Origin of the sequence: Chryseobacterium sp. Leaf405, assembly GCF_001425355.1 — a bacterium.
GTDB lineage: Bacteria > Bacteroidota > Bacteroidia > Flavobacteriales > Weeksellaceae > Chryseobacterium.
Genome location: NZ_LMQN01000012.1, coordinates 137,814 through 164,104, shown reverse-complemented (window position 1 = coordinate 164,104; position 26,291 = coordinate 137,814). Strand labels below are relative to the sequence as shown.

Here is a 26,291-nt window from a genome sequence, read left to right as displayed (position 1 = left end):
AGAAAATCAAAGATTTTCAAAAACTTAAGTGTTAAAATCTCAGGTAACTTTCACTGTTGATTTTTAATTTAATTTCCCTGAAATGCTTTATAAAAAGCCGTTTCAATTTCCAGTTTATCACTTTCCACATATCTTCTTGAAAAGTGAATCGGTATTGCCTCTTTCACATTACATTCATTCATTATTTTCCCCGATGCAGAGGCATAACTGTGATAATTTATTTTTGCAAATTCCTGATCTTCATCTTTATAAAACGTCTCGATATACATCATATCCGCTTTTTTGAAAACTGTTTTTATCTTTTCATAATTGTCTTCACAAACGGCATGATCCATAATGATTCCTAATTTATAGCCTGCATTTTTTGTCAATAAATGAAATAAATCTGCAGCTTTGTAAATCGTTCCTTCAACCTCAATTTCTTTGTCGGAATCATTATTTTCAAAAGCTGTTTTCAACTCGCTGATCCATTTTCCTTTTTTGAATTCCGAACCGTTTTCATTGAAAGTTACTGTATCTTTTTCTTTGAATAAATAAGCGATAGAATCTGTTTTATGATCCAAAATCGCAAAGTCAACATTCACATATTCGTCTTCAAAAAGAAAATTTTGAGTTTTAATGAATTCAATATTCCAATATGGCGGAAGAAGTTTATACACATTGATTTCTTCTTTTGAAACAATTTCTCTGATTTCGTATTCAATCGCATTCTCATCAATTAAATTCCAAGTGTAAGATTTTAATCTTGCTTCAACTTGTTGATAAATATTTTTCGGTCCACAAATCACAATTTTATCTCCGCTTCCGATCTGATGTCTGAAAATTCCATCAAAATTTGAAAAATGATCAATATGAGTATGACTGATGAATACCGCCGAAACAGCTTGAACTTCTTTCACCGTCAACAAACTCGCTTCCCCGCAATCACACAGATAATGCTTTGCCGAGTTGGGTACTTTTATTAATATACTGATGTCTTCTTTCAAAAGACTTTTTATTTCTGCTTGTAACATTTTTTCTAATTTTTTATTAACCACTTTCTATTTTTGATACTAAGATTCTTACCGAATGACAAACTCAATATAAAATTATGTGGTTCAATTTAACACGTAAAAAGTTTCGATAATAAATTACCGAAACTTAATCTTTATTTTAAACAATACCTTCTTTTGCTGATTTTCTACGTACACCAAAGTCAGATTTTCTGATCTTACACATACGGTTGTCAGCAATATGATGGAAAACGATACCTTCCATATTATTCTCAGGATTGCTCAAAAAGTTTTTGATCCATTCAAAATCCAAACTCTCTAAACTAAGAATATTATTTCCATGTTTTACCAATAAATGACCTTTGATATTTTCAGGATTTCCTTGTATTTTCTCACCAATGAGCTCGTACGTTCCATCTTCCACCTTACCCAATTCAGCCAAAGCGTTGAAGCCTTCCCAAAAGTATTGATCTTCTTTTTTATCAATATTACACGCTACCCAATGCGGATGATGACCGGTCATAAGATCTGCTTCCTGACATGGAATTGCACCTACAGGAGCTGTTTTTCCTTTCTTCGCATCGTATCTTTTGAATAATTTACCGTTGATCACTGCACATGCAGAACCATCAAACTTTTGTGTAGCAATCGCTTTCCCATCAAAAACCCAGTTGTTTTCAGGATTAATTTCGTTAATAACTCTTCCTAAATTATTTATATCTTTTTTGAATAATGTACTTATTTTTTTCATTTTTTAGTAGTTTTTAAAATTCCTTAAAAGGCTTTCAATATTTTGCTTTCCAACCGGATTCATTGAATGACAATAGAATTTTGGTAAGTCTAAATAGTTATTCATACAATATTTTACCAGCCATTTCGCACAATCGTAGCCTGTCTTTTCGACAAATTCCTGAGAATTCGGTTCTAAATAATGTTCATCGGCAAGGTCGTGGTCAAAAGAGATCATTTCGGGAAATCCTTTTTCCAAAATTCTGTTGACAAACTGCTCGTAATTCCGAACGATATGCCAGTCTTTTCTGAGGAAAATCTCCTGTTTGATATAATGATATACTTCAATCGGATATCTAATATCATCCAGAAACAATAACCTTTTTGTAAGTTCCATTGCTTTAATTTTTTAATTGGAAAAGTAAATATTCAAAGCTTTGATAATACTTTTCACGTTTGTATTTGGATAAAATCCTGAACTGTTGATACAGTTGATTTCAACAATTTTCCAGCCTTCATCGGTTAAACAAATATCCATTACAAAAGCTTCTTCAAGATTAAAAAGTTGAATCATTTCATTGGCAAAATTCAATCCGTCTTGTGAAACATTTTCTTCGAAAGGAGCATTATCATTAAATTTATAATATCCTGCATCGATAATTTGTCCGCCAACAATCCATATTCTAGCTTCTTTTACTGTTCGCTTTGCTTCTGAAATCTGAACTAAAGAATCTTCATTAATTCTGTTAACCTGATTTTCCAAGGCTTCAAAAACAAAATCTTTCCATTCTGTTTCATTGAAAACTTTTCCTGTAAAAATTTTCGCTTCATTGTAAGGTTTAATGAATTTTAATTCATCCTTCTTCCAAATCAATTCATCTGAAATTTTGTGTATGGAAACTTTATGATTCAAAAGGTTTTCAACATAATATTTGGAATACACTTCATACAAATGATTACCTCCGTAAAAAGAACCGGGAGACCAATCGATATTTTGTTTTGCCAATCTTGCAATCGTCACTGAACCATAGACGAAAACATCTTTTCGCTCTGTTTCGAAGTCGATTTTTTCAGCAGTTGGAGAAATATTAATTACGCTGTAATCAATACTTAATTCTTCCAAAGCATCAAAAATTTTGTAATGATCGGGATCTAAATACACATTAGCTTGAATTAAAAAATACATGGTTACTTGTTTTTTAAGGTTTCTATTTTTTGGATTGAAGCTGGAAGTTAATATTCATAATGCTAAAAACCTTCCAGTTCCAGCTTTATTACACCATCATATCAGCACAATTTGAACTCGCAAATGCATAAGGTTTTGCTTTAAACACATATCCCATTCCCAGAATATATCCCATTGCGTCTCTCAAAGCTACATTGGATTTGAATTCCGGATCGGTGTTAATATCTGCGTGTACCTCCATTTCCACATCATACGTTTCCAGAATAGAGCAAATTGCATAAGCGATTTCTACGGATTTGTTCACCTCGTTCAGCATTCGCTCTTTGATACTGATCTTCTGAATTTCTCTTTCTTTTCTAATAAAGGTAAACGCTCCTTTTCCCTCACGAATAAAGACAACTGCCGTAGCATAATTGATGGCATCACCGTAAACGTGGGAGTCTGAACCCACACATACTTTCAGTCGGTGTCCATTTGCCTTTTCGTGGATGATGGCTTCTTCTACCAACTGTGTGATAGAATGTTGGAAAATTTTTCCCGTCATGTTTTGCCATTTTTGTTGTTGCGTTTCCATTTTTTCAAGTGTTTTAGTGAAAGCTACCTTTTCATTCTTTTTTTGGCTTTCTTTTGTTTAACATTTTTGATTGTGTCTTTTTCATTAATTTCATTTAATTTTCCTACTGCATCCGTAATATCAACTGCATCTTTCGTTGTTTTCAAACCTTTCAATGCATCAGTTGCCGTTACTCCTTCTCTTTCTAATGTCCCTGCGTTTTTCATATAACGTGTTTCCATAAGCATCGGTTCAGAAAATTCCGCAACTCTTGCGCCTGTTTTCACACAGCTTCTGGCTACGGCTCCCATGGAAACTACTGCCAATCCTATTAATTTAAGAGTATCTTTCATGGTTATTAATTTTAAGGTTATTAATTGATTAATATGTCATTTGACCATCTGACCGGGAGTCGAACCCGAACAACAAGAGTACATTTCCTGCATGCTGCCATTACATTATCAGCGGTTTGTGGAAGTAGTAGGATTTGAACCTACTCAGCAATAAAGCAACAGATTTACAGTCTGCCCCGACTCTCCAACTTCGGCGTACTTCCCTTTTTTCATGAGTAATAAGTAATTGGTAATGAGTAATATTTCATACTAATTTTCCAATTCTTAACTTTTAATTTTTGTGAAGAAAAACAAAGCCTGTCTTTAATTTTTAGTTTGATATAAGAACTTCTACGCTCGACAAACTTTTATTTTTTCTTCGGAACTAATCTCATTTTAGTTATTTGAGATGGTTATGGGATTCAAACCCACTCAGTTTTCACAACGGTTTTGCAAACCGCCCCGACTCTTCCACTTCGGCGAACCATCGTTTTCATGAGTCATAAACGATTAGTAATAAGTAATTTTTAAACTAACTTCTAATTTCTAACCTTTAAATTCTATTCTAAAAAATAAAGCCTATCTTAATTTTTATTGATGTAAGAACTTCTGCGCTTTGACAAGCTTTATTTTACCTAAAATTTATACATAATGTCTACTCATTAATTTTCATCTTCATGTTTACTTCTTTTGAGTTAAAAAAAAGCCTGTCTATATTGTGTTTTGTAAGATCTTCTGCTCTCGACAAACCTTTTCTTTTCTCTTTCGAAACAATTAATTTTGTGTGAATATTCAATTGTCAATTCGCTTCGCTTGTCAATTTTTTAAAATTTCACCTGCGAAACAAAATTCACCTTTGAATATTCACTTTTTTCGTCTGGAAAGCAAGATTGTTCATTGTTCTTTTTTATTCTTATAAAGGTATTCATGAATGTTTTACATTTCGAACTTGCGACCTCCCGCGTCCAAGACGGGTAAACAACCACCGTTATCTTTCCAGTTTGCAGATTCACTTCAAAATTCTTTTCCGAGAGACAGTCGGATCGGAGATTTTCCGTGAATCTTTGCGGTCTATGCGAGAATCGAACTCGCAGTGCCTGAGCGACAGTCAGGCAGGTTAGCCATTACCTCAATAGATCTTTTTGTAATCCCAGAAGGACTCGAACCTTCAACCTTCTGCGTATCAGACCGATGCTCCAACCATTGAGCTATGAGATTGTTTTATTGTAAATGGTCAATTGTCAATGCGCTTTGCTTGTCAATTTTTAAAATTACTTGTGAAACAAAATTCACTATTAACCATTCGTATTTTGGGGTTTCTCCGGGGATCGAACCCTGTTCTTCGGTTCCACAGACCGACACTTTACCAAATAAGCTAAAGAAACCATAAAAAAAGCGCCTCTTTTCGGGAGGCGCTTTATATTTTTAGAGGTGTCGCTATATTAGCTGACCCATTTATATAAGCACCTTTTATCCACAAATTCACTATCAAGAATACATACAAATCCCATCGGCTCTTGTCCGTGTTGTCTTGAATACTGATTAGATATGTTATGTAAATGTTTCATTATATTCTTGTTATGTTAAAATTGTTTTTTTGAAAAAGAGTAAAAACGTGTTGTTCTTAATTTTCGGTTGCAAAGTAAGGACGTATTTTTTAAACTCACAAATTTATTTTTCAATCAACTAACTGAAAATCAATAAATTAAATTTAAAATTTAGAATAGAGAATTTCTGTCCGCAATGCCTTGCAGATACTTTTAATAACTAAATGACTGTCTCTCATCGGGTTACTTATCACGTTCTATTTTCTTATTAATTTTTCATTGTTGATTAAATAATTTTCACTTTTATGATTATTTTTTTTCATTCTAAATAATTTCTGCCTTAAAAACACAAAAAACGCCCCGATAATCGAGGCGTTTCTGCAGTATTTTGATTAAATTTTTACGAGTTACAGTAAATAATTTCCAAAGTAAGCACATTTTGCCTCATTCCATATCATCCATTCATATCCAAACGATCCCTTTAGTACAGGGCGATCGCATAGATTTAAACTGATATGTGCTCTTTGTATTGTCATAATTATATTGGAGCAAAGATAAATATTTTTCTTAAAAGTTTTACATTTCGTCATTGCGAGAAACGTAGTGATGAAGCAATCTCATCTAAAAAAGAACTTTAATTTAGATTGCTTAACCTACAGTTCGTCATGACAAACATTATGAATATATTCAATTCCTAAACATCCTATTTCTCCCAGTCTTATACCTTGAAATATCCTTCAAAATTACCTCATCATCAGGATTGAAATGTTTTAATTCATTTACAATTTCGGAACGGGTGGCTATTTTTTCAGAGATAATTTCATAAGCAATAGTTCTGGTCGTTGACTGAAGTTTCGGATCTTTTTTAAACTCATGCTTCATCGCCTCGAGATAAGTGATCTTCTTATAATCAGGAACTTTCTGATATAGATTCTGAATTTCCAACTCCAATTTTTTAACATCAAAAATATTCGTAAAATAATTGTTCAGACAATTAAAAGCATCTTTATCTTCTTCCCAGCCTTTCAGTAAAATTTTCTGAGCCTCGTCTGGAATTTCCATTTTTTTACGGTAAATCAAAGAAGCTTTTACCATCTGACTGTTGGTTACAAAATCGTCTACAACCATTTGATAATAGGCATTTGCATTTTTAACATCATTAATTTGTCTGTACAAATCCCCTACTTTTTCTTTTTGTTCCAATTCCTTATAAAGATCGATGGCTTTTTTGTATTGTTTCGCTTTTTCAAAACAGTTAGCGGCTTCCGATTTATTATTTAATTTTTTAAGATAAACTGCAGCAGCTTCATTATACAAACCACCATCTTCCAGAGTTTTCGCTCCACGATAATTGTCCTGAAGCAGATTCATATACACTTTTGCCGCTTTTCTGTAATCTTTTTCGGCGATATATTTTTCAGCTAATCCTTCGTACTTATTTCTGATTTTATCGAAAAGTGAAGATTCAACGTAGAAATTTCCGCCACCATTTTTTCTTCCCAGAGAATTTCCTGCTTTTTCTTTACTCTCCAGACGGATAATCACCGCAAAAATGATGAAAGCAACGATGGCAAAAATGAATAATGTCCCGATAACACTCCAAAAACTCTGATGAAAGAGCTGCGCCAAAATTCCGATGACTTTGATGATCACCAGAATAAAAAATGCCGCCATGAATTTGTCTATAAATTTCTGCTTATTCATCTTTATCAGTTTTTAAAATAGTTTTATCTTCACTGAACAAACGGTAAAGAAGGAATATAACACCAATAATCAACATCCAGACAAACCAGTTGTAGCCGAACATTGTGATGAGAGGATAGAAAATATAAGCCAGTAAACCAACCAGAACCATCATCAGAAAAACCTTGATTCCCGAGGGAACATTATCTCCTCCGATATTCAGAGCTCTTTTCCTGAAAAAAAATAAATAGATTCCCACAGAACCCATCATAAAAATCAACAGCCAGATAATTTCTGAAATTGAAACATCTTTTTCAGAATATGAGTTTTCAGAAAAACTGCCCTCATTTATTTTTTTATTGGAAACTACCGAAGGATCAGTAGGTATATCGAACGTTCCATATAATTTGCCTAAAGAATCGATCATTAATACTTGCTTTCTATTCCAGATACTTTTCACAGTAGCACTGTCGGCAGGTTTACCCCTATTGCGTTTTCTTAGAGAATCTGATATTTTTTTATGATAGGTTTTAGATTTTTCTTTAATTTGTTTTGAAATTTTATCTTTATAAATTGTTTTCAGAGAATCTCTAGACTTTTTTTCCTTTATCCTAAATCTATCCACCTCTTTTTCAACATCATTTATCGATTTCTTTTGTGAATATTTTGAATTGGCAAGTTCATAATCATTGATCAGCTTTCCTCTTTCCTTTCGATACATCGAATCAATTTTTATATCGATCTCAGTAATTCCTGACGCAAAAGCCAATGAGGCAGGAGAATTATTATTAGCTAAATTTTTAGAATCAGAATTAATTTTATTTGAACTAAAACTTATCCTTGCAATCGCAACAATGATAAAAAAAGCAAGCAAAAGCCATCGATAATCTCTCTTCTTTGAATTTTCTGCATTGTTTCCAGAAAATCTACCGAACAAATTATCAAGCCAACTGACGCCAAATTTAAATTTTCCAAAACCATCACCTCTCGAAGTGCCCATTACATCCAGCGGAACTCCTTGCTCAACCGCTCTTTCGGGATATTTTTCTATGTATTCTAAATACTTTTCAATTTCCTTTTTGTTGCCTGCCAATACTTTTTTCATATCGAAAGGCAAAGTTTTCATCCATTCCTCTTCTGTCTGTGGCTTTTGAAGTTCTTCAAGAATCTTCTCTTCATCGATTTCTACGGTGTAACTTTCGATTTTCTGAGGAATTTTCACTCCATTTGAAGGTTTCCGAATTTTTTCCTGAGACTGTTCAGGGTCTTGAATAATTGAAAGCCAATTTATTTCTTCATTTAATTTCACCAAACCAAAATCAGGATGCATAATAAGAAATTCAGCATCGATATTTTGCCAGTCTTCGGGATTTATTTTAGGATAAAAAGTAGTATTTTCAGGAATGAATAATGTATCATCAACACATTGGAAATAAGCATTTCTTCCAATTTCGTTTGGAGCAAGATCCGAAAAAATCAAAAAACAGCCATACAACACATTCGGTTCATTAGAAGGAATCGGGAAAGATTTTACACTGCTTAAATCAATTCCCAATATTTCCATCTCCCGAAGCCACGTCAAAGGTGAAGACCCCTTTATTAAAAGTCCTTTTTTAGGATAATTATTTTTCGGAAAAGGTTTAATTATCAACTGCATACTCCAAAATTATATCGATAAATGCTCTTAAATACTCAGAGTACATTTCTTTTATTTTTTTTAATTTCAATAAAGAACTTTCAGGCAGATAATATTCTGAGCCGCCAAATTCCGCATTGCTAGAAATCGAAAGATTGCCGTAGACCGTTGACGGAATGTAGAAAGTCGGAATACTGTTGTTACTGCTTTTAAAAGTTAGCATTCCACGAGTGTCGGTAATGATTTCACTTCCGTCTGAAAAGATAAAACGGTTTTTATTCTGATAAGCAAAAAGCGTAATATCATATCTGTTTTTATGCAATTTCAGTGAAGGATCTTCTCCAGTAATAAGTTCGTTCCCCGAAATTACCAGATTATTCTGTGTGTTGATTCCTATTTTATTGAAATTGCTTAAAATAGTAATTCCACTTTTATTGAGTTTATCTAATTCTATCTTAACTTTTGAATGATGTTTTGAAATTATGTTTTCATTAATTACATATTCCGAAGAAATATTTCCCTCGATGTTAAATGAATAAATCTTTTCATCATCATTTAAAAGATAAAAATATTTATTAAAATAAATTAATTCAGATTTATAAGGAATATTTTTCCCTGTCAGATTCAGTTCAGAATATTCTTTTGTATTCAGATTCAGTTTTGAAATGATATGCTTATCCCCATCAAATTGACAAAGAATATAGTGCTGTTGCCTGTTTCTCGCTAATGCAAATTTTCCTTTTGGCTTTATAGAAATATCTTCAAATAAAACTTCGCATCCACGATGAATTTTAAAGTGGTCGTAGTGATTTCTGTCATAATAGTTTGATGATAAATAGGTCTTGAGTAACTGTTTTTTATTGCTTAAAATAAAAAATTCACCTTCATACAAAAAGGTTGCAATACGATGTAAGGGCGTAGGAAATAACAATGGATAATTAAGCGGAAGATCAGCTTTTTTACTATTAGCGGAGTTATCTTGCTTTTCTTGTTTCTTTTGAGGCGGGTTTGCCCACAATTCTTTTAAAGGAAGTACAATTTTCTGAATGTGCTTTCTCGTTCCATTATGATGTTTGTAAAAATTAAGTTCACCAGTTGCAGAAGTAGTGACCAAAAATTTCAGGCGGTCTCTGTTTTCATGAATGATTTTCTGAACATTCTGATTTTCTAAATTTTCCTGATTGGTGATGAAAAAAACTTCCAGATCTTTTTCCGTGTGTTTTTCATTGAAAAACTTTTTGAGCGCTTGCGAAACTTCCAACACCGAACTTACCTGGTTTAAATTTTCAACCACTTCTTCCATCTTGCTCAAAGAAATTGGAACATTGGTTTGTCCCAACGCAAAAACTTTACATTCGGAATGTGCTTTTGGATGTTTAATGACTGCAATCGCCGATGCAAATGACAAAACTTTCGGAGTTCCCCAGTTTTTTAAAGATGTATCAATTAAAATAATTCTCTCAAAAATATTTTCCTCCGGCGGAATTTCACGCTGAATATACAATGCTTCATTATTCGCAACACGGTTCATGAAAACCTCATCTTCATTGGCAAATTCCGACAAAAGCATTCGGTGCAAATCGCCTTTGTTGGTCATATCAGAAACTCCGCCAATCGGCTGTTCACCGGGAGAAAGATGGCGCATCGGGATTTTTAGACCACTCCAGATTCGTTTAATTAAACTTCCGACCTGAAAAGTTTTTGGTTCTTCAATTAATTGCTGAACAAAATCTTTGTCGGTTTCAATGGTAGTTTCTTCCTGTACAACTTCGTCTTTCAATTCGGGAATATCGACGATTCCTTTCATTGTCTCAATGATGGATTCTGTGGTTGGGAATTCACTATTCAGATTAGCCAGGATTCTTACATCTTTAGAAAAAGTACCAACACTAATTTTCACTTTTCGTGCTGAATCAGCAATTTTGTATGGATTTCTTAAATACCCATTTAAGATATATTCCGATTGTTTTATAGAAACATTATCAAATGTATGAGTAAATATTGTCTGCAAAAGAAGAATTCTATTTCTACCCTTTTTATAATTATCTGGTAAATATTGTAATTTTTCTAAAAATTGAAATGCAGGATTTATCAAATCTCCAACATATTTCTGCAATGTCAGAGGATTTTGTTTCATTCCTCTTTTGACGCATCTAAGGTCTAAATATCCTTCATTAGTAGAATATAAAACTAATAAAAGAGGACTCAAAATTGGCAACCCAATCAGTTGAAGTTCCTTTAAAATCTCAATCAAATAAGGTCTATAAACAACAGCCCCAATATTCGGAAACGAAATAAGGTTGTTTTCATTATAACCGGAGGAATCGGGAACATCTTCATCTGTTTTCCATTCCCAGAAATAATCTTCGTATGATTGAAAATAATCTTTTACATCCATTCTTGCGATTTTTCAGTCAGACGAAATGAACTTAAAGACAGTTTTCGGAAATTATCTTTATTAATACTTAAAAAACTTCCGTCTTCATTCCATATAAGCCATTTATCAAGTTCTTGATTGTGTGTTTTTTGAAGCAAAATACTTACATTTTTAAACTCAAAATCAAAACCTGTCGGCAAAAGATGTGCGTCTTTCAGCCAATATGTTTTTCCAGGAAAGCTTAATAAAGGCGTTCCCAAAAACAAAGCATTATTATCAATGACTATCCAGTCGATTTTTTCAAGTTTAAATTTCGGAAGCTCAATAATTTGATCTTTAATTTCAGAAATTGAACTTAGCAAAGCGGTTGCGGGCTGCTCGTCTTCGCTTGGTTTTAATTGAATTCTTACTTTTTCATCAATTCTGAAGAAATTATTATTTGAAACAGGAAAAGTTAGTTTTAATGCTTTATCAATCGGAGTCCACAGCAAAGCCGTTCTCACTTTTTTACTCGGAACCAAGGCATTTTTTTGAAACAGCAATCCGTCTCTCAATTCATACAACAAAAAATTAGGCAACTGCTGAATTTCTGCGGAAACAGACTGTTCTTCAGTAAAATTTTTAAGCCATATAACCCCATCATCTATTGCTATCTGAACATTTTTCCAGTCACGAATTGCACCCAGAAAATCTTCATCAGCTCGTGGAAGTTCTGCCCAGAATTCTTTTATACGGTCTGAAGGATTTTCTGCCATAAACTTTCAATTTCCTGTTGAATATATTGTTTTTGTTCAGGATTTCTAATCCAGTCGCAACGGGTCTGCAGGTATCGTAATTTATCTTTGATCACATTTTGTTCTTCAAAACTTAAACTTCCTGTTTCCCATTTATCAATCAAAATTTTCACATCTTTCATTACTTCCTCCGGATTCGGCGTTTTGTTCTGTAAAGCCTGTGGATGAGACTGATTGCTGTCGTCTTTTTCAATTGTTCTGTTGATAATTCCTTCCAGAATTTCAATCTGTTCTTCAGTGTCCCAAATATGTTTTAATACCCAAAGATCCGAAAGAATAGCTTCATTTCTCCCACAAATTAAAGCACTTGCAGCAATCAGATTCTGCAGTTTTACGGCTCGGCGGTCGGAAATCGCAATTCCTGTATTTCTGAGACTGATAATTGTATTTAAATATACTTCATAAATCGATTTCAGATCAATTGTTCTGCACAAATTCTGAAGCTCTTTGATTTCACTTGAAAGAATTTCAGGAACCTCTGTATCTACATTACTTTCCATTTTTCTTCCGGCCAAAAGTACCTGCTGAAGCAGATCCGGATGTACATAATCTACATTAATTCTCACTAAAAAACGATCGAACAATGCATTCAAAGCTTCATCTTCGGGAAGGACGTTACTCGCTCCCACGAACATCAATGCAGGAAGATTTTTTGTTTCTTTTCCTCTTTTGAAAATCTTTTCATTTAAAGCCATCAAAAGCGAATTCAGAATCGCAGAATTAGCATTGAAAATCTCGTCAAGAAATACCATCGATGCTTCCGGCATCATTCCTTCTGTGTTGGTCAACAATTCGCCTTCCTTTAATTTTCTGATATCAAAAGGTCCGAATATCTCGTTCGGTTCGGTAAAACGGGTTAAAAGATATTCGAAGTTTTTCCCGTCTCTCACCGTTTTTGCCAATGTTCTTACGATCGCCGATTTTGCAGTTCCGGGAGGTCCGTACAAAAATGCATTTTCCCTTGCCAAAAGACAGATTCCCAATAAATCGACGACATCGTTTTTACCAACGAAGGTATCTTTTACATAATTAAGGACGGTGTTTAATTTATTGATATTTTGAGTCATTAATTTTATTTTATATTTTTTTCAATTCTCTCCAGAAATGGTCTTTATACATTCTAAACTCAGCCATCAACAGATGATTGATGTAAGGAATTTCTGCCAGTTTATACGCCTTCTTTTCTACAATTCTTTCAAGGTATAATTTTCTGTATGTTTTATCTTTTAATTCTTCTTCCCAATTAATTGTATCCAAATTCAGATCAAATCCGATTCCTGAATAATGAAACTGTGTTAAAATTTGTTCCAGCATTTTAATTAAAGAATCCTCAGGATCAACACTCTGTAAAGCCATGATGATTTGTGGTAAAAACCGTAATGATAAATCTGCTGACAATAAAGATGAAACATTTCTTTCGCCCTTAAAATCAGGAATTAAAGTACTTAAATTTTTCGCCGTATTTTCCCGTATTAAGTATAACTGTACACTGTGATACATCACTTTTGCTGCCCAAACCGCTGTTTCTTTATCACAGATAATTTGATCTGACAGAAACTCCAGCCGCTCTTTTTCGAATTCGGATTCAAAATAATCTGCCGCATCTTTTTCTTCTCCTTTTGAAATTTCTTTTAAATCCGAGAAAATCGTGATGCATTCATCCTTCCTAAGCAGAAAAAGCGTGTCTAAAAATGGGGATTTACTTTCCATCATCTAACAAAAATAGAAATATTATTTGTGAATTTTCAATTTTGAGTCACAAGTTAATCGTTAATTAAAAATGATGAAAAAATTCATAAGTACAATGGATTGATTCCTCATTTTCACATAATTGTTATCTTTGCATATTGAAAATAAAATTATGAGTATTCACATTAGTGCAGAAAAAGGAGAAATTGCCAAAGTAGTATTGCAGCCGGGAGATCCGCTTCGTGCACAGTATATTGCTGAAAATTATCTTGGAAATGCAAAACTGGTAAGCAAAACAAGAGGAATTTTCTATTATACAGGTCTATATAAAGGTAAAGAAATCACGGTGGGCGCCAGCGGAATGGGCTTTCCGAGTATCGGAATTTATTCTTTTGAATTGTACACCGAATATGAAGTTGAAACGATCATCAGAATCGGAACGTGTGGTGCTTACACAACAGATTTAAAAACTTTTGACATTCTGAATGTTGAGCAGGCAGCGAGTGAAAGTACGTACGCAAAATATGCATGGGAAATTGAAGATGAAATTCTTTCGCACCAAGGAAATATTTTTGATACAATCAATACCACTGCAGAAGATTTATCTTTAAAAACTAAAGCAATCAACGTTCACAGTAGTGATATTTTTTACAGAAAAGATCCGGCTATTCCTACAATTGCCACTAAATATAACTGTCCCGCTGTAGAAATGGAAGCATTCGGATTATTTGCCAATGCAAAACATTTAGGAAAAAATGCAGCGACTATTCTTACGGTAACGGATATTATTCCTACGCACGAAAAAATTTCTGCCGACCAAAGAGAAACAGCATTGAAACCAATGATGGAATTGGCACTGGAAGCGGCGATTAAGAGTTTGTAATCATAAAATATTATAACTAAAAAGAGCTTTACTTTATCAGTAGAGCTCTTTTTATATTATGAAAAAATTTATAGCGACTGCTGTGGTTTTATCGGCTACTTCAGAAATAGTGATCTTCTTCATATCAGCAATTGTTCGCGCAACATAAGGTAAAAATGAAGGCTCGTTTCTGCGGTTTTGCATTCGGGGCATATTTTTCGGAAGCATGAAAGGTGCATCAGTTTCGATCATTATTCTGTCAAGCGGAAAATATTTAATGACTTCTTCCAAATGTTTGAATCTGTTCTGATCACTTATTGCGCCTGTAAATCCTAAATAAAATCCTTTATCAAGATAATTTTTCGCTTCGTCTAAAGTTCCGGTAAAACAGTGAACAACGGCTTTCAGAAGTTTTGAAATATATTCATCTGTAATTTCGTTAAACCTTTTAAAAGCCGATCTTTCATGAAGAAAAAGTGGTTTATTCACTTCAATTGCCAATTCGAGTTGAGCACGGTAACATTTTTCCTGAATAGGTCTGGGCGAAAAATCTCTATCGAAATCTAATCCGCATTCTCCAACAGAAACCACGTGATCTTGTTTTAAAAGTTTTCTTAATTCATTGATACTTTCATTATTGAAAGATTTTGCATCGTGAGGATGAATGCCCGCTGTTGAGAAGAGAATATCCTGATAATTTTCTGCTATTTCAGCCGATTCTTTGCTTATTTTTATACTTGTTCCTGTAAGAATCATCTGATCTACTCCATTGTCGAGAGCTCGATTGATGATTTCTTCATGTTCATTATGAAATTGTTTATTGGTTAAATTGATACCAATATCAAAATAGGTGTTCATTTTTATTTTTGTTATTATTAATTAAAAAATATCTTGTTATATGCGCTCGGCTTATTGAGCTTTTAAATGATTTCTCGGAATAAAAACTTCTGTATTCTGAATCTGTTCTGCCGTTGATTTCTCTAGTGATTTTAACCCAGATTAATTTTCGTCTTTTTTTCCTCTGTTTAAAAAATTTAGTTGTTTCTCTAAGCTGATCTTCTATTGCAGATTTTTCTGTTCTCCTCCATTTCTTATTTCCATGTTTCTTTAAATAAGGCCCGATTTCACCCCATTCAAAGCTTCTGAAAGTTCCTTTATTATATAGATTTTTCATATTATTTGAGAGTTAAAGGAGAAACATTTTACGTTGACAAAATTATCATTACAATGCGCAATCTTTTTACGCAGAAAAAGAAATATTTTAAAAATTCCATCAGACTAATCATTAATAAAAAACTCAAGGAACCCGATTAAATGTTTCCCACCGTGGCTCCAACGAATTCCGTGACCGTCTTTTTCTCTGACCTCAAAAACCAATTCATGCTTATAATGAAAGAAGACATTCCACCAGGTTTTATGATCTAAAATATAATTAATTTTTTCCATTACGATTTGCTGTTTCTGCTGATTATTTCCTTTTACTTCACCCCAAAACGGATCGTCCAATCTTCCAACGTGTTTTTCCCAGGCTCTTTGGGCAATGGTAATTTCGTTGTTGAAAGGTTTTTCGCAGGATTCAATAAGTAAGCATTTCAAAGGTGGAATTGCATTTTCATCACGAAGACTTGCAGACGTTATTCTTTGACCTAAAATGTTCAGCCAATATTCAAAAGGAATCTCTTCCAATTGCTTTGCTTTAATTTCGTCAGAATCTTCAGATTCAAAAATATTAATGAATTTATTGAAACTTTCAGCACGATCAATTTTAACTTCTTCATTAAAGAAAGGGAAATCCCAATCGAATGTTTGTTCTTTAAATCTCTGAATATTTTCACTTAAACTTAATAGATGTTCTTCAAATAAAATCTTCTGATATTTTGCTTTCCATTTATCAGAAAATAAGGGAATTAATTCTTCAAAATTCATCATTACAACATTTTCATAAGATTAACGGAAAGCTTTTCTTCTGCAATCAAATATCCAATAAGATTAAACCAATTTTTGCAGTGATCCAAAATCCATGCATCGGAAGAAACGGAAATTTCAGCATGCTCAGCTAAAAATTTATCCGGATTAAATTCTAATTCAACATTCCAGTTGAGATTATTTTCCTGAGCAAATTCCAAAATAATATGTTTAATTCTTCCGCTGTTGGAAACAGGTTTATCGAAAATCCAAATTAATTTATCTGACTGTGATTTTTTAAAAAATTCAGCGACTAATTCAATCGTTTTTTGAGTTTGATTCACTCTTTTGTACGTTCCATGAACACCGGAAAGATCCCGGAAACATCCATCAGCTCCTTCAAAAATATAAGCATCAGAAAGCAAACTTTCCAATAAAATTAAAACATTAAAACCATCGAGATAAATCGTTTGACCTTTTAAATCTGAAATTGTAAGCTGCTTTGATTTTCTGTTCTGAATCTGAATTTCCGAAGCTGAAGCGCCACGCAAAGCCTGGATTTGTCGACTTTTCAAGCGGTAATGATTTCCAACCAAATCGGAGGAAGCTTTTTCTGCATAATTCCGACTCAACAAATACTGCATATCCGTAATCGCCGATTTGAGTTTTCCAATCTGCTTCTCTGAACCAAATAATGTATCGTCGCCAGTGTTTTTACCACGATTTCTGTTATTCATCCTCAAATGTAAAAGTTTTTAGTGAATATAATTCATGGGATTTTTAAAAGTCATCCGCTCAAAATACTTTTTATAAAAAATTCAGAAATAGAGAAAAATTGCTCATAAGATTACTTTTTGGTAAAAAAAATATAATCTAAAATTTAGTTTTCCGACGATTTTATCTTAAATTTTTAATCAAAAAACAATCAACAATATATTAGAAAACAAATAGATAAACCACACCTTATCATACAAAATAAGATATTAATAAAATTCTGTTGCATATAATATAAAATTATTACTTTTAAAGACATTCAATTATTAATAAAACATCAATTTTCATCAATAAATACCATTGAAAATTTGATTTTATATTAAAAATTCCCAATAGCATTTTATGTAAAGGTTATATTTTTTGGGAATCCAATTGAGAAGTGCAATCGATTACATTAAAGAACTTAATATTTTAAACAAACATATAATGGCAATTACATTTGGTAACAAAGAATATTTTAAAGGGATTGAAAAAATTCAATTTGAAGGTAGAGAGTCTGATAATCCGCTAGCATTTAAATTTTACGACGAGAATTTGGTAGTTCGTGGTAAAACGATGAAAGAATATTTCAAATTTGCTACAGCGTACTGGCATACATTCTGCGCAACAGGAGGAGATCCTTTCGGAGCAGGAACACAGCAGTTTGATTGGTTAACAGCTTCTGATGCCAAACAAAGAGCTACAGAAAAAATGGATGCTGCTTTCGAATTTTTCACAAAATTAGGCGTTCCTTACTATTGTTTCCATGATTACGATTTGATTGATGAAGCTGATAATTTCAAAGAATCAACAAAAAGATTAGAATTCATCACAGATTATGCGAAAGAAAAACAAACTGCTTCTGGAGTTAAACTGCTTTGGGGAACTTCAAACTGTTTCTCGAACCCAAGATTCATGAATGGTGCTGCCACCAATCCTTCTTTTGATGTTTTAGCTTACGCTGGTGGACAGGTAAAGAACGCATTAGATGCAACGATCAAATTAAGTGGAGAAAATTACGTTTTCTGGGGTGGTCGTGAAGGTTATATGTCTTTGCTTAATACCAATATGAAGCGTGAGCAGGAACACATGGCAAAATTTTTACACTTAGCTAAAGATTATGCACGTGCACAAGGTTTCACAGGAACTTTCTTCATTGAGCCAAAACCAATGGAACCTACAAAACATCAGTATGATTTTGATGCTGCAACGTGTCTTAATTTTCTTCGTCAGTACGATTTATTAAATGATTTTAAACTAAATCTTGAAGTAAATCACGCAACATTAGCACAGCATACGTTCGAGCACGAACTTCAGGTTGCGGCAGATAATAATGTATTGGGAAGTATTGATGCAAACCGTGGAGATTACCAAAATGGTTGGGATACAGACCAGTTCCCAGTTGATTTATATGAAATGACGCAAGCAATGTTGGTAATCATCCAGGCTGGAGGTTTTCAAGGCGGAGGGGTGAATTTCGATGCTAAAATCAGAAGAAACTCTACAGATCTTGAGGATATTTTCGTAGCACACATCAGCGGGATGGACAATTTTGCAAGAGCTTTCCTAGCTGCCGACAAAATATTAGAAAAATCAAAATATTCTGAAATCAGAACCAACAGATATTCTTCTTTCGATGGTGGAAAAGGAAAAGATTTCGAAGAAGGAAAACTTTCTTTAACTGATCTTGCTTTTCACGCTGAAAGTCTTCTGGGAGAAGTTGGAAGAGAAAGCGGTAAGCAGGAATATTTAGAAAGCCTGATTAACCAATATTTATAAAATATTTTGAATATTTTACATTGAAATGTTCAAATTTTAACCATAATTAAAACTAGATGAAACTATGCAAATAATAGATTCCGGACCAAAATATTCCTCTGGGACAAAAGCGGAAATCAACATGACCTACGTCACCGTACTGACTTTGGTGGCAACGTTAGGCGGACTTTTGTTTGGGTATGATACTGCGGTAATTTCCGGAGCAGAAAAATCGATCCAGGAATATCTGATCATTCCCTTGGGATTAAGTTCTCTTGCGCATGGAGCAACAATCTCCAGCGCATTGATCGGCTGTATCATCGGAGGAGCGGTATCAGGATATTTTTCGACTAAATTGGGAAGAAAAAAATCATTGATGCTTGCTGCATTCTTATTTTTCATCAGTGCTTTGGGAGCAGCTTATCCGGAATTTTTATTCTTTAAACAGGGTGAACATTCAATGGGAGTTTTGCTTGCTTTCAATTTTTACAGAATTATCGGGGGAATCGGAGTTGGACTGGCTTCTGCCGTTTGTCCGATGTATATTGGTGAAATCGCACCTGCAGAAGTTCGTGGAAGATTGGTTTCTTTAAATCAGTTTGCGATTATCTTCGGAATGTTGGTGGTTTATTTTGTGAACTGGGGAATTGCAGACGGAAAATCTATCGAATGGATCAATGATATCGGGTGGCGTTATATGTTTTTATCATTAACGATTCCTGCGGCATTGTTTGGGATTTTATTATTCTTTGTTCCTGAAACGCCGAGATATTTAACTTTCATTAAAAAAGATGCAGAAGCGCTCAAAATTTTAACTAAAATTAATGGTGAAAACCAAGGCAAGGAGATTTTTAATGAAATCAAAGGAACGGTTGCAGAAAACAAAAGTGAAATTTTCGCTTTCGGTAAAACAGTAATTGTGATCGGAATATTGCTTTCTATATTTCAACAATTTGTAGGAATTAATGTGGCATTATACTATGCTCCGAGAATTTTTGAAAGCATGGGCGTACATAAAGATGCTTCAATGTTTCAAACCGTTGTGATGGGACTTGTAAATGTTGTTTTCACGGTTGTAGCAATTTTCACGGTTGATAAATGGGGAAGAAAACCTTTATTGATCGTCGGTTCTATTGGTATGGCGATTGGAATGTTTGCCATTGCTATTTTCTCATACATGCAGATTATCGGGATTGCTACGTTGGTTTTCATCATCATTTACACCGCATCTTTTATGATGTCTTGGGGACCCATCTGCTGGGTTTTAATCTCAGAACTTTTCCCAAATAAAATCAGAGGGTCGGCAATTGCTATTGCGGTTGCGGCACAATGGGCTGCGAATTATTTAATTTCTTCCACCTATCCGTTTATGATGGAATTCAGTGGGGCTTTTACGTACGGTTTCTATGGAGTAATGAGCATTCTTTCACTGTTTTTTGTCTGGAAGATGGTTCCGGAAACTAAAGGAAAATCTCTGGAAGAAATTGAAAAACTTTGGAAAAAGTAGAATATTTTTTACATCAATAGTTAGTTATTAAGAGACATCGGTTTTCGGTGTCTCTTTTGGTTAAAATAATTATCCGTTTTAGGTAATTTTAATTCATATAAGCCATCATTTTTGAATATAAAAACAACTTATTTTTAACAAATTCTTGGTTTTATATTAAGTGAGGCCTATTTTAATATAAAGAGAATTAAGCATTTAAATATATTTTGCACTTTATTGAATTTTAATTAAACTTAAACTTCTATAAAATACATCTTATTTCCATTTGGATATACATAATTTGATTAAATTTACTCCAATAATGTATAGTAATCTGATATACACAAACAGTTAGAAAAAACTTCTATGAATAAAAAAAGTGCCACCATATACGACATATCGAGAAAGCTTAATGTAAGTGTGGCAACTGTTTCCAGGGCATTAAACGACCATCCGAGGATCAGTCAGGCAACCAAAGATCTGGTAAAGGCGACTGCCAAAGAAATGAACTATAAGCAGAATAATCTTGCCAAAGCCTTAAAAAGCGGGGAAACAAAAAACGTCGGAATTATCGTTCCCTTCGTGAATACCAATTTCTTTTCATCCGTTATCAGGGGAATTGAGGAAGAATTGTCTCCGTTTGGTTATCATGTAATTATCTGCCAGAGTCATGAAGACGTAAACATAGAAAAAAAACACATGAATACGTTACTGAATGCTCAGGTAGACGGCATTTTCATGTCTGTTTCCAAAACGACTGTTGATACGGAACATATCCAGAGTATTTTAGATACCACCAATACACCAATTATCTTTTTCGACCGTAAAAAAGACATCGCCGGCATCAGCACGGTGACGATTGATGACTACCGTGGCGGATATTCGGCGACGGAACATTTAATCAAAGAAGGATATAAAAACATCTGTCATTTTGCAGGGGATCTTAACCTTGAAATTTATCAGAATCGTTTAAACGGGTATAAACAGGCTATTATTGATCATCAGTTATCTTTAAAAGACGAAAATATCATTATCACCGGCAGTTCGATTGATGCCGGAATTGAGGCTATTAAAACGCTTTGGGAAAGAAAATCTGTTCCTGATGCTATTTTCTCTTCCAGTGATTTTGCAGCCTTGGGCGCTTGTCAGGAACTGAAAAAACGTAAAATTAAAATCCCGGAAGAAGTAGCGGTGATCGGGTTTTCAAATGAACCTTTTACCCAATTCATGGAGCTTCCGATGAGTTCGGTAGACCAAACTCCCGTTACGATGGGAAAAATGGCAGGACAGGTATTTATGGAAAGTATCAAAGAAAATGGTTCAGGGGTTTCTACTGAGAAAAAAGTTGTATTAGCACCGCAGCTTTACATCAGAAAATCTTCGAAAAGGAGATAATGTTATTTTAGTATATACAAAGATGGATTTGGATCATCAATCTATTTATATTTCGCTTGGCGTTATTGGTCAAATGATTTTGTGGTTATTCTATAAAATACTTAAGAACAAAAAAACATTTTTCATACTATTAATATTCACCATCTTAATTGCTTTATTTGGTTATCTTAATATTAACCGTGAATCATTAAAGATGGTAAACGGAAATGCTGCAACATGGACATTTTTGCCGCTATTCTTTATGATTTATCATTGGATATTCAGAAACTTGTTTCTTATACTATTCGGAAACGAGCCACTGATGACGGGCTATATGCAATCAAGCTGGGAACAAGGTGAGTACAGAAGATTACATACAGGAGATGCCGCTTTCACAGTATTGACTTTATTTTTACCTTTTTTAACAACGTTACTTTTTTGAATCATAGCCGTATCAAAGCGATTCACTTTCTGCATTTAAACGCTTCAAAATAACGGTTCGTAAATGCGTTTCGTTTTCGTCGCCCCAGATTCCCAACTGCAAAATTATAGGAATAACGCTTTTACCCAATTCGGTAAGGCTGTACTCTACTTTTGGCGGTACTACAGGATAAATTTTCTTGGTAATCAATTCATGATCTTCCAGCTCTTTCAGCTGAATATTTAAAACCCGTCTTGTAGCATCAGGGATTTTACGCTGCAATTCACTCGGTCGCTGATGTCCCTGATCAATAAACCAGAGCAGACGTATTTTCCATTTGCCGTAAAGCACTTCACCGATCAGATCAAGACCGCAATTTAAATTCGGAATTATTTTTCTCTCATACATAAAGCAAATGTAAACCTATGTTCCGATTTGTACAATAGGGGAATAATTTATCCCTATCTGAATCGTAATTCCGTACTTGTACAAACTGTTTTTATACCCCAATTTTGTCCTATAAACAAATTTAAAAATGGAACAGTTTAATTTTAACAATGAATTATCAGGCAAAATAGCATTGGTAACAGGTGGTACAAAAGGAACGGGAAAAGCCATCGCAGAAAGACTATTGCAAGCCGGCGCAACCGTGATTATTTCGGCAAGAAATACGCCGGAAGAAGAAAACAGCAATCTGCATTTCATCGCTGCTGATTTAAGCACAACAGAAGGATCAGAGAAATTAATCGGTGAAGTACTATCAAAATATGGGCGACTGGATATTCTGATCAATAACCTTGGTTCTTCTACAACTCCTGCCGGTGGCTTTAACGCTTTAACGGATGAAGACTGGGAATCTACACTAAGAGCTAATTTACTTGCTCCCGTACGATTAGACAGAGGATTTTTACCCCAAATGATCGAAAGAAAAAGTGGCGTAATCATCCACATTGCTTCTATTCAGGGCAAGCTTCCTTTATATGATTCTACTTTGCCTTACGCCGCTTCCAAAGCAGCATTGAGAAATTACAGCAAAAGTCTCTCGAATGAAGTAACTCCAAAAGGAGTTCGTGTTCTTACAGTTTCACCGGGGTGGATCAATACATCAGCATCAAAAGCATGGTTGGGTGAAATTGCAAGAAATGCCAACAGTACCGTAGAAGAAGCACAGCAGGGCGCGATGGATGCTTTGGGCGGAATCCCTTTTGGCAGACCTTCCGAACCGAGAGAGGTTGCTGAATTTGTTGGTTTTCTTGTCTCCCCAAGAGCCAGCTACTTAACCGGAACCGAATATGTAATCGACGGCGGAACCGTACCGACAATTTAATAATCTTAAAAAAATAAAAATACGATGAACTTACCTACAGTAATTCAGGAATTAGTAAAGACCCAAAATGAATTTGACAGTGCTGCCTATGCCAACTGCTTCGCTGAAGATGCACAAGTACTTGATGAAGGCAAGACTCATAACGGAAAAGCAGCAATAGAACAGTGGATTGATAAATCCAACAAAGATTACAGAGCCACGATGGAACCTGTAGCGTTTGATGAAAAAGAAGATATCTTATCGGCGAAAATTGCAGGGACATTTCCGGGAAGCCCAATTGTATTACAATTTCACTTTACAATTGCCGACGGAAAAATTCAGAACTTAAAAGTAACAGAGTAAAAATAATTACCTGAAAACCCAATATTTATATATTCAGGGCTGAAATTTTCATTTCAGCCCTTTCTGTATTTTTATCAAAATGTATCATGTAATGATTGTCGATCTATCCAAAAAATTCTTCCTGATGTATTGAAATTTTCTCTACCTTAGTTTCCATTATTTAAAAACACACGATTTTAGTCATACAATAATAACCTTTAAAATCAAAAATGATGGGATTAACAAATCTAAACTCCACCCATTTGAGCACTGCAAAAATCACTGCGGCACAGGATGCTATCGCAGCATTGGAAACAGCACTTGCTGAAATCACAATCAATCTTTCTGCAGAAGACCGTAAACGCTACGGAAGCATCAACGAGCAAAACAAGCTCTTCGTAAACAAAGTATCAGACTACAACAGCAGCCAGCCCAACCTGAGCTCTCCCGAAGTTGACTGGGATGAATTCAATAAGGATCACAGTTCCCGAAACAATATGGAAACGATGATCAGCAGGCTCGAAAGCATCATCACAAGACTGAACAATGCCAAAACGCTCCACGATTACGACAATTATCAGTCGGCATTGGTAGATTATTCTTACACAACGTACAAAGCAGGAACAGCGTCACCGGGATTTGAGGACAAGTATAAAGACCTCAAGCAGTTCTTCCTGAAAAACGCAACGACCACTGCTCCACCCGAAGCAAAAAAGTAACACACAAATTATCATTTACCCCTCCCACTGATACGGAGGGGTATTTTTATGCTTCTTCTATCTCGTTCACGCCTTCGGATAGGTTTTGCAATAGTCGGATGAGGTTATTTACTCTTCCTGATACGTCCACCATAGGTTTGGAGACGTTGTGTAATCATCTGGAGACGTTGTGTAATCGTCGGGCGGGGTTGCTTACCATTCGGAATACGTTTGGAATAGGTTGGGAGTGGTCTTTTACCTATCCGGAAGTATCTTTTACGGGTCGGGATAGGTTAGGTAACGTGTTCAGAGAAATACGTTACCCCATCGAAGGCATTGATAACCCCGCCGGACTTCTGATGAACGTGTTGGGATAGGTTGTGCAATGTATCGGAAGCTTTGTGGAACGTATTGGGACTTATTCAGAACGTGTCGGATAAGTTTTGGATGTGTCGATTGGGGTTCAGAAAGTGGAAATACCTGTTTTTTGTTTTGCTGGCGCGAGCGTCTCGCTCGTGTCTTTTTTGAATGGGCACGAGCAGGATGCTCGCGCCAGCGTGGGGTAGCTATCTAATCCCAGCTCCTCACTAAATAATTACAATACCTGAGGGTTCAGATAGTATTGGAGGTACGAGTATAATACTTGCGCAAGTTTAGGGTAAAAGCCTTCTTATTTTATAGAGATAAGAAGGCCCGTATGTTATTTATAATTTTGCAACAAGGTAGTCAATAGCTTTTTTACAAAGTTCTCTCTGCTCTTTTGAAACTTGAATTTTCATACCATAAACTTCATAAGTATGTTTGGTCATTTTGCTTAATGGAATGCCTTGATTAGCAGCTACTACTCCAGCACTATTAAAATCACGAAGCTCAACACTATATGCATGTTCAAAATCATCTTTTGTTCTAATTGTCGCACCTCTATTTTCAAATTTATTAGGATCATCTTCATATTCAGTAAACATTCTGCCAATTGCTTCATCAGATAAAGCTTTGAAGGCATTTGCCGCACCAATTTTTTGAGTAAATCGATTTCCTAATAGATATGATATCTTTGGTAAACTTAGACCATGGTCTTTGGCTTTTTCTGCAAATGTGTACTTGCCATATACTGGATGTATTTCAGTACTACCCCAGATCAAGTTAAATAAGCCCGTAATAGCAAAAATAGATGAATCATCGGCATTTACTGGTACTAATAACTCTTGTCCACCAACAATTGCAAGTTGGGTATATATTGCAAAGCTTGGATTTGTGTCGATAAAATAAGTACATGGTCGCTCTTCAATAACTCTTTTTTCAGTAAGATTTTTAATAATAGTATGGATTTTAATCCAAGGATTGTCAGCAGAAGATAAAGGAGTTGCTCCAGCTCTTTGAGAAAGTAGAGGTGCAATTAACTCAAGATTACCATCACCTGAAACTAAGTATAGGTTTTCAGATAAATTTGAATTAATTGATGAAACCCTAGTAATAAATTGGTTAATATCAGCATTGCCTGTTAAAGTTTCTGCAGTAATATAACCAACTATAGTTTGTGGTTCAGGCTTTGATATTAGATCTTGAAGTGCATCTTCGCTTTCTCTTCCTCCCCCCATTAACATTGAAGATACATTAGCTTGAGGGCACATATCTATTACCACAACATCTCTATCAGGGTTTTGTTCCGCATAAGCAGATGCAATATGAAAAGTAATAGTGCTTTTACCTACACCCCCTTTATTGTTCCACATTACGTAGCTTTTGTTTGTCATAATTATTAGTTTTAATTAATCAAATATACAAAAAAGAAAATATACCGACATAATACTGGGAATTCATAAAAAAACACGGAAAATATTATAAAATCGCAATGTCGCGGATTTACA

26 protein-coding genes and 4 tRNA genes are annotated in these 26,291 nt (G+C 34.5%); 8 read left to right on the top strand and 22 right to left on the bottom strand.

Translation table 11 applies throughout. The features are described 5' to 3' along the window. Positions 1-68: 68 nt before the first annotated feature. From ASG22_RS06895 to ASG22_RS06830, 16 genes are all read right to left on the bottom strand, one after another. Positions 69-1,013 (bottom strand): peptidase, encoded by a 945-nt coding sequence (locus ASG22_RS06895; RefSeq protein WP_055983461.1) that lies wholly within the window; start codon positions 1,011-1,013, stop codon positions 69-71. Between the two features lie 139 nt (positions 1,014-1,152). Then, positions 1,153-1,743: a DUF5565 family protein gene (locus tag ASG22_RS06890; RefSeq protein ID WP_055982452.1), complete on the bottom strand. Its 591-nt coding sequence runs from the start codon at positions 1,741-1,743 to the stop codon at positions 1,153-1,155. 3 nt (positions 1,744-1,746) lie between these two features. Then, the gene (locus tag ASG22_RS06885) at positions 1,747-2,118 is read right to left on the bottom strand and encodes a cyclic-phosphate processing receiver domain-containing protein (protein ID WP_055982450.1); all 372 of its coding nucleotides are present in this window, start codon (positions 2,116-2,118) and stop codon (positions 1,747-1,749) included. 12 nt (positions 2,119-2,130) lie between these two features. Then, entirely contained in the window at positions 2,131-2,907 is a 777-nt protein-coding gene (locus tag ASG22_RS06880) for an ATP-grasp domain-containing protein (protein WP_055982449.1), read from the bottom strand. An 88-nt stretch (positions 2,908-2,995) separates the two neighbouring features. Continuing rightward, on the bottom strand, positions 2,996-3,481 hold the full coding sequence (locus ASG22_RS06875; protein ID WP_055982447.1) for a ribonuclease H-like YkuK family protein: 486 nt from the start codon (positions 3,479-3,481) through the stop codon (positions 2,996-2,998). A 23-nt stretch (positions 3,482-3,504) separates the two neighbouring features. Next, positions 3,505-3,813, bottom strand: a complete 309-nt coding sequence (locus ASG22_RS06870; RefSeq protein WP_055982445.1) for a hypothetical protein — start codon at positions 3,811-3,813, stop codon at positions 3,505-3,507. A gap of 119 nt (positions 3,814-3,932) precedes the next feature. Then, positions 3,933-4,016: transfer RNA gene (locus ASG22_RS20965), tRNA-Tyr, on the bottom strand. An 843-nt stretch (positions 4,017-4,859) separates the two neighbouring features. Next, a tRNA-Asp gene (locus tag ASG22_RS20960) sits at positions 4,860-4,931 on the bottom strand. Between the two features lie 6 nt (positions 4,932-4,937). Further along, positions 4,938-5,010 (bottom strand) — tRNA-Ile (locus ASG22_RS06865). A 95-nt stretch (positions 5,011-5,105) separates the two neighbouring features. Continuing rightward, positions 5,106-5,178: transfer RNA gene (locus ASG22_RS06860), tRNA-His, on the bottom strand. An 848-nt stretch (positions 5,179-6,026) separates the two neighbouring features. Continuing rightward, the gene (locus ASG22_RS06855; RefSeq protein WP_055982443.1) at positions 6,027-7,043 is read right to left on the bottom strand and encodes a hypothetical protein; all 1,017 of its coding nucleotides are present in this window, start codon (positions 7,041-7,043) and stop codon (positions 6,027-6,029) included. After that, complete coding sequence (locus ASG22_RS06850) at positions 7,036-8,679, bottom strand: tripartite tricarboxylate transporter TctB family protein (RefSeq protein ID WP_055982441.1); 1,644 nt, start codon at positions 8,677-8,679, stop codon at positions 7,036-7,038. Before ASG22_RS06850 ends, ASG22_RS06855 begins: the two co-directional genes overlap by 8 nt. Further along, entirely contained in the window at positions 8,663-11,056 is a 2,394-nt protein-coding gene (locus ASG22_RS06845) for a hypothetical protein (protein ID WP_055982439.1), read from the bottom strand. The genes ASG22_RS06850 and ASG22_RS06845 overlap by 17 nt, the downstream gene beginning before the upstream one ends. Further along, positions 11,047-11,790, bottom strand: a complete 744-nt coding sequence (locus ASG22_RS06840; protein WP_055982437.1) for a hypothetical protein — start codon at positions 11,788-11,790, stop codon at positions 11,047-11,049. Before ASG22_RS06840 ends, ASG22_RS06845 begins: the two co-directional genes overlap by 10 nt. Beyond that, positions 11,763-12,896, bottom strand: coding sequence for an AAA family ATPase (locus tag ASG22_RS06835; RefSeq protein ID WP_055982435.1), 1,134 nt, complete (start codon positions 12,894-12,896; stop codon positions 11,763-11,765). Before ASG22_RS06835 ends, ASG22_RS06840 begins: the two co-directional genes overlap by 28 nt. A 10-nt stretch (positions 12,897-12,906) precedes the next feature. Further along, a complete protein-coding gene (locus tag ASG22_RS06830) occupies positions 12,907-13,542 on the bottom strand; it encodes a hypothetical protein (RefSeq protein WP_238586868.1) in 636 nt (211 codons plus the stop codon). 148 nt (positions 13,543-13,690) lie between these two features. Here ASG22_RS06830 and deoD point away from each other — a divergent pair, with 148 nt between their 5' ends. Next, positions 13,691-14,401, top strand: a complete 711-nt coding sequence (gene deoD / locus ASG22_RS06825) for a purine-nucleoside phosphorylase (protein ID WP_055982434.1) — start codon at positions 13,691-13,693, stop codon at positions 14,399-14,401. Between the two features lie 51 nt (positions 14,402-14,452). On the opposite strand, the gene ASG22_RS06820 is transcribed toward deoD, so the two are convergent. From ASG22_RS06820 to ASG22_RS06805, 4 genes are all read right to left on the bottom strand, one after another. Further along, on the bottom strand, positions 14,453-15,238 hold the full coding sequence (locus tag ASG22_RS06820) for a TatD family hydrolase (RefSeq protein WP_055982432.1): 786 nt from the start codon (positions 15,236-15,238) through the stop codon (positions 14,453-14,455). Further along, a complete protein-coding gene (locus tag ASG22_RS06815; RefSeq protein WP_055982430.1) occupies positions 15,222-15,554 on the bottom strand; it encodes a hypothetical protein in 333 nt (110 codons plus the stop codon). The genes ASG22_RS06820 and ASG22_RS06815 overlap by 17 nt, the downstream gene beginning before the upstream one ends. A 104-nt stretch (positions 15,555-15,658) precedes the next feature. Beyond that, positions 15,659-16,309, bottom strand: coding sequence for a hypothetical protein (locus tag ASG22_RS06810; protein ID WP_055982428.1), 651 nt, complete (start codon positions 16,307-16,309; stop codon positions 15,659-15,661). After that, a complete protein-coding gene (locus tag ASG22_RS06805) occupies positions 16,309-17,022 on the bottom strand; it encodes a DUF434 domain-containing protein (RefSeq protein WP_055982426.1) in 714 nt (237 codons plus the stop codon). The genes ASG22_RS06810 and ASG22_RS06805 overlap by 1 nt, the downstream gene beginning before the upstream one ends. 463 nt (positions 17,023-17,485) lie before the next feature. Between ASG22_RS06805 and xylA the strand changes: the two genes are divergently transcribed. The 4 genes from xylA to ASG22_RS20905 all read left to right on the top strand — a co-directional run bounded on the left by xylA (position 17,486) and on the right by ASG22_RS20905 (position 22,098). Continuing rightward, positions 17,486-18,817 carry a xylose isomerase gene (gene xylA, locus ASG22_RS06800; RefSeq protein ID WP_055983457.1) on the top strand — a complete coding sequence of 444 codons (1,332 nt, stop codon included), beginning with the start codon at positions 17,486-17,488 and terminating at the stop codon, positions 18,815-18,817. A gap of 64 nt (positions 18,818-18,881) precedes the next feature. Further along, positions 18,882-20,303 carry a D-xylose transporter XylE gene (gene xylE, locus ASG22_RS06795; protein WP_082504964.1) on the top strand — a complete coding sequence of 474 codons (1,422 nt, stop codon included), beginning with the start codon at positions 18,882-18,884 and terminating at the stop codon, positions 20,301-20,303. A gap of 345 nt (positions 20,304-20,648) precedes the next feature. After that, positions 20,649-21,677: a LacI family DNA-binding transcriptional regulator gene (locus ASG22_RS06790; protein WP_055982425.1), complete on the top strand. Its 1,029-nt coding sequence runs from the start codon at positions 20,649-20,651 to the stop codon at positions 21,675-21,677. A 193-nt stretch (positions 21,678-21,870) separates the two neighbouring features. Next, positions 21,871-22,098 carry a hypothetical protein gene (locus tag ASG22_RS20905; protein WP_131726163.1) on the top strand — a complete coding sequence of 76 codons (228 nt, stop codon included), beginning with the start codon at positions 21,871-21,873 and terminating at the stop codon, positions 22,096-22,098. A gap of 12 nt (positions 22,099-22,110) precedes the next feature. Here the strand turns inward: ASG22_RS20905 and ASG22_RS06780 are convergent, their stop codons facing one another. Next, complete coding sequence (locus ASG22_RS06780; protein WP_055982421.1) at positions 22,111-22,485, bottom strand: winged helix-turn-helix transcriptional regulator; 375 nt, start codon at positions 22,483-22,485, stop codon at positions 22,111-22,113. A gap of 127 nt (positions 22,486-22,612) precedes the next feature. Here ASG22_RS06780 and ASG22_RS06775 point away from each other — a divergent pair, with 127 nt between their 5' ends. The 3 genes from ASG22_RS06775 to ASG22_RS06765 all read left to right on the top strand — a co-directional run bounded on the left by ASG22_RS06775 (position 22,613) and on the right by ASG22_RS06765 (position 24,444). Beyond that, positions 22,613-23,404 (top strand): SDR family oxidoreductase, encoded by a 792-nt coding sequence (locus ASG22_RS06775; protein ID WP_055982419.1) that lies wholly within the window; start codon positions 22,613-22,615, stop codon positions 23,402-23,404. Between the two features lie 24 nt (positions 23,405-23,428). Next, positions 23,429-23,746: a nuclear transport factor 2 family protein gene (locus ASG22_RS06770; protein WP_055982417.1), complete on the top strand. Its 318-nt coding sequence runs from the start codon at positions 23,429-23,431 to the stop codon at positions 23,744-23,746. A 212-nt stretch (positions 23,747-23,958) separates the two neighbouring features. Then, entirely contained in the window at positions 23,959-24,444 is a 486-nt protein-coding gene (locus ASG22_RS06765; RefSeq protein ID WP_055982415.1) for a hypothetical protein, read from the top strand. Between the two features lie 683 nt (positions 24,445-25,127). Here the strand turns inward: ASG22_RS06765 and ASG22_RS06755 are convergent. Further along, positions 25,128-26,177, bottom strand: a complete 1,050-nt coding sequence (locus tag ASG22_RS06755) for a ParA family protein (protein ID WP_055982411.1) — start codon at positions 26,175-26,177, stop codon at positions 25,128-25,130. Positions 26,178-26,291: the final 114 nt, after the last annotated feature.

Coding starts and splice junctions, on each gene's coding strand:
- ASG22_RS06895 (WP_055983461.1), bottom strand. CDS start 1,013: ATGTTACAAGCAGAAATAAAAAGTCTTTTGAAAGAAGACATCAGTATA.
- ASG22_RS06890 (WP_055982452.1), bottom strand. CDS start 1,743: ATGAAAAAAATAAGTACATTATTCAAAAAAGATATAAATAATTTAGGA.
- ASG22_RS06885 (WP_055982450.1), bottom strand. CDS start 2,118: ATGGAACTTACAAAAAGGTTATTGTTTCTGGATGATATTAGATATCCG.
- ASG22_RS06880 (WP_055982449.1), bottom strand. CDS start 2,907: ATGTATTTTTTAATTCAAGCTAATGTGTATTTAGATCCCGATCATTAC.
- ASG22_RS06875 (WP_055982447.1), bottom strand. CDS start 3,481: ATGGAAACGCAACAACAAAAATGGCAAAACATGACGGGAAAAATTTTC.
- ASG22_RS06870 (WP_055982445.1), bottom strand. CDS start 3,813: ATGAAAGATACTCTTAAATTAATAGGATTGGCAGTAGTTTCCATGGGA.
- ASG22_RS06855 (WP_055982443.1), bottom strand. CDS start 7,043: ATGAATAAGCAGAAATTTATAGACAAATTCATGGCGGCATTTTTTATT.
- ASG22_RS06850 (WP_055982441.1), bottom strand. CDS start 8,679: ATGCAGTTGATAATTAAACCTTTTCCGAAAAATAATTATCCTAAAAAA.
- ASG22_RS06845 (WP_055982439.1), bottom strand. CDS start 11,056: ATGGATGTAAAAGATTATTTTCAATCATACGAAGATTATTTCTGGGAA.
- ASG22_RS06840 (WP_055982437.1), bottom strand. CDS start 11,790: ATGGCAGAAAATCCTTCAGACCGTATAAAAGAATTCTGGGCAGAACTT.
- ASG22_RS06835 (WP_055982435.1), bottom strand. CDS start 12,896: ATGACTCAAAATATCAATAAATTAAACACCGTCCTTAATTATGTAAAA.
- ASG22_RS06830 (WP_238586868.1), bottom strand. CDS start 13,542: ATGATGGAAAGTAAATCCCCATTTTTAGACACGCTTTTTCTGCTTAGG.
- deoD (WP_055982434.1), top strand. CDS start 13,691: ATGAGTATTCACATTAGTGCAGAAAAAGGAGAAATTGCCAAAGTAGTA.
- ASG22_RS06820 (WP_055982432.1), bottom strand. CDS start 15,238: ATGAACACCTATTTTGATATTGGTATCAATTTAACCAATAAACAATTT.
- ASG22_RS06815 (WP_055982430.1), bottom strand. CDS start 15,554: ATGAAAAATCTATATAATAAAGGAACTTTCAGAAGCTTTGAATGGGGT.
- ASG22_RS06810 (WP_055982428.1), bottom strand. CDS start 16,309: ATGATGAATTTTGAAGAATTAATTCCCTTATTTTCTGATAAATGGAAA.
- ASG22_RS06805 (WP_055982426.1), bottom strand. CDS start 17,022: ATGAATAACAGAAATCGTGGTAAAAACACTGGCGACGATACATTATTT.
- xylA (WP_055983457.1), top strand. CDS start 17,486: ATGGCAATTACATTTGGTAACAAAGAATATTTTAAAGGGATTGAAAAA.
- xylE (WP_082504964.1), top strand. CDS start 18,882: ATGCAAATAATAGATTCCGGACCAAAATATTCCTCTGGGACAAAAGCG.
- ASG22_RS06790 (WP_055982425.1), top strand. CDS start 20,649: ATGAATAAAAAAAGTGCCACCATATACGACATATCGAGAAAGCTTAAT.
- ASG22_RS20905 (WP_131726163.1), top strand. CDS start 21,871: ATGGTAAACGGAAATGCTGCAACATGGACATTTTTGCCGCTATTCTTT.
- ASG22_RS06780 (WP_055982421.1), bottom strand. CDS start 22,485: ATGTATGAGAGAAAAATAATTCCGAATTTAAATTGCGGTCTTGATCTG.
- ASG22_RS06775 (WP_055982419.1), top strand. CDS start 22,613: ATGGAACAGTTTAATTTTAACAATGAATTATCAGGCAAAATAGCATTG.
- ASG22_RS06770 (WP_055982417.1), top strand. CDS start 23,429: ATGAACTTACCTACAGTAATTCAGGAATTAGTAAAGACCCAAAATGAA.
- ASG22_RS06765 (WP_055982415.1), top strand. CDS start 23,959: ATGGGATTAACAAATCTAAACTCCACCCATTTGAGCACTGCAAAAATC.
- ASG22_RS06755 (WP_055982411.1), bottom strand. CDS start 26,177: ATGACAAACAAAAGCTACGTAATGTGGAACAATAAAGGGGGTGTAGGT.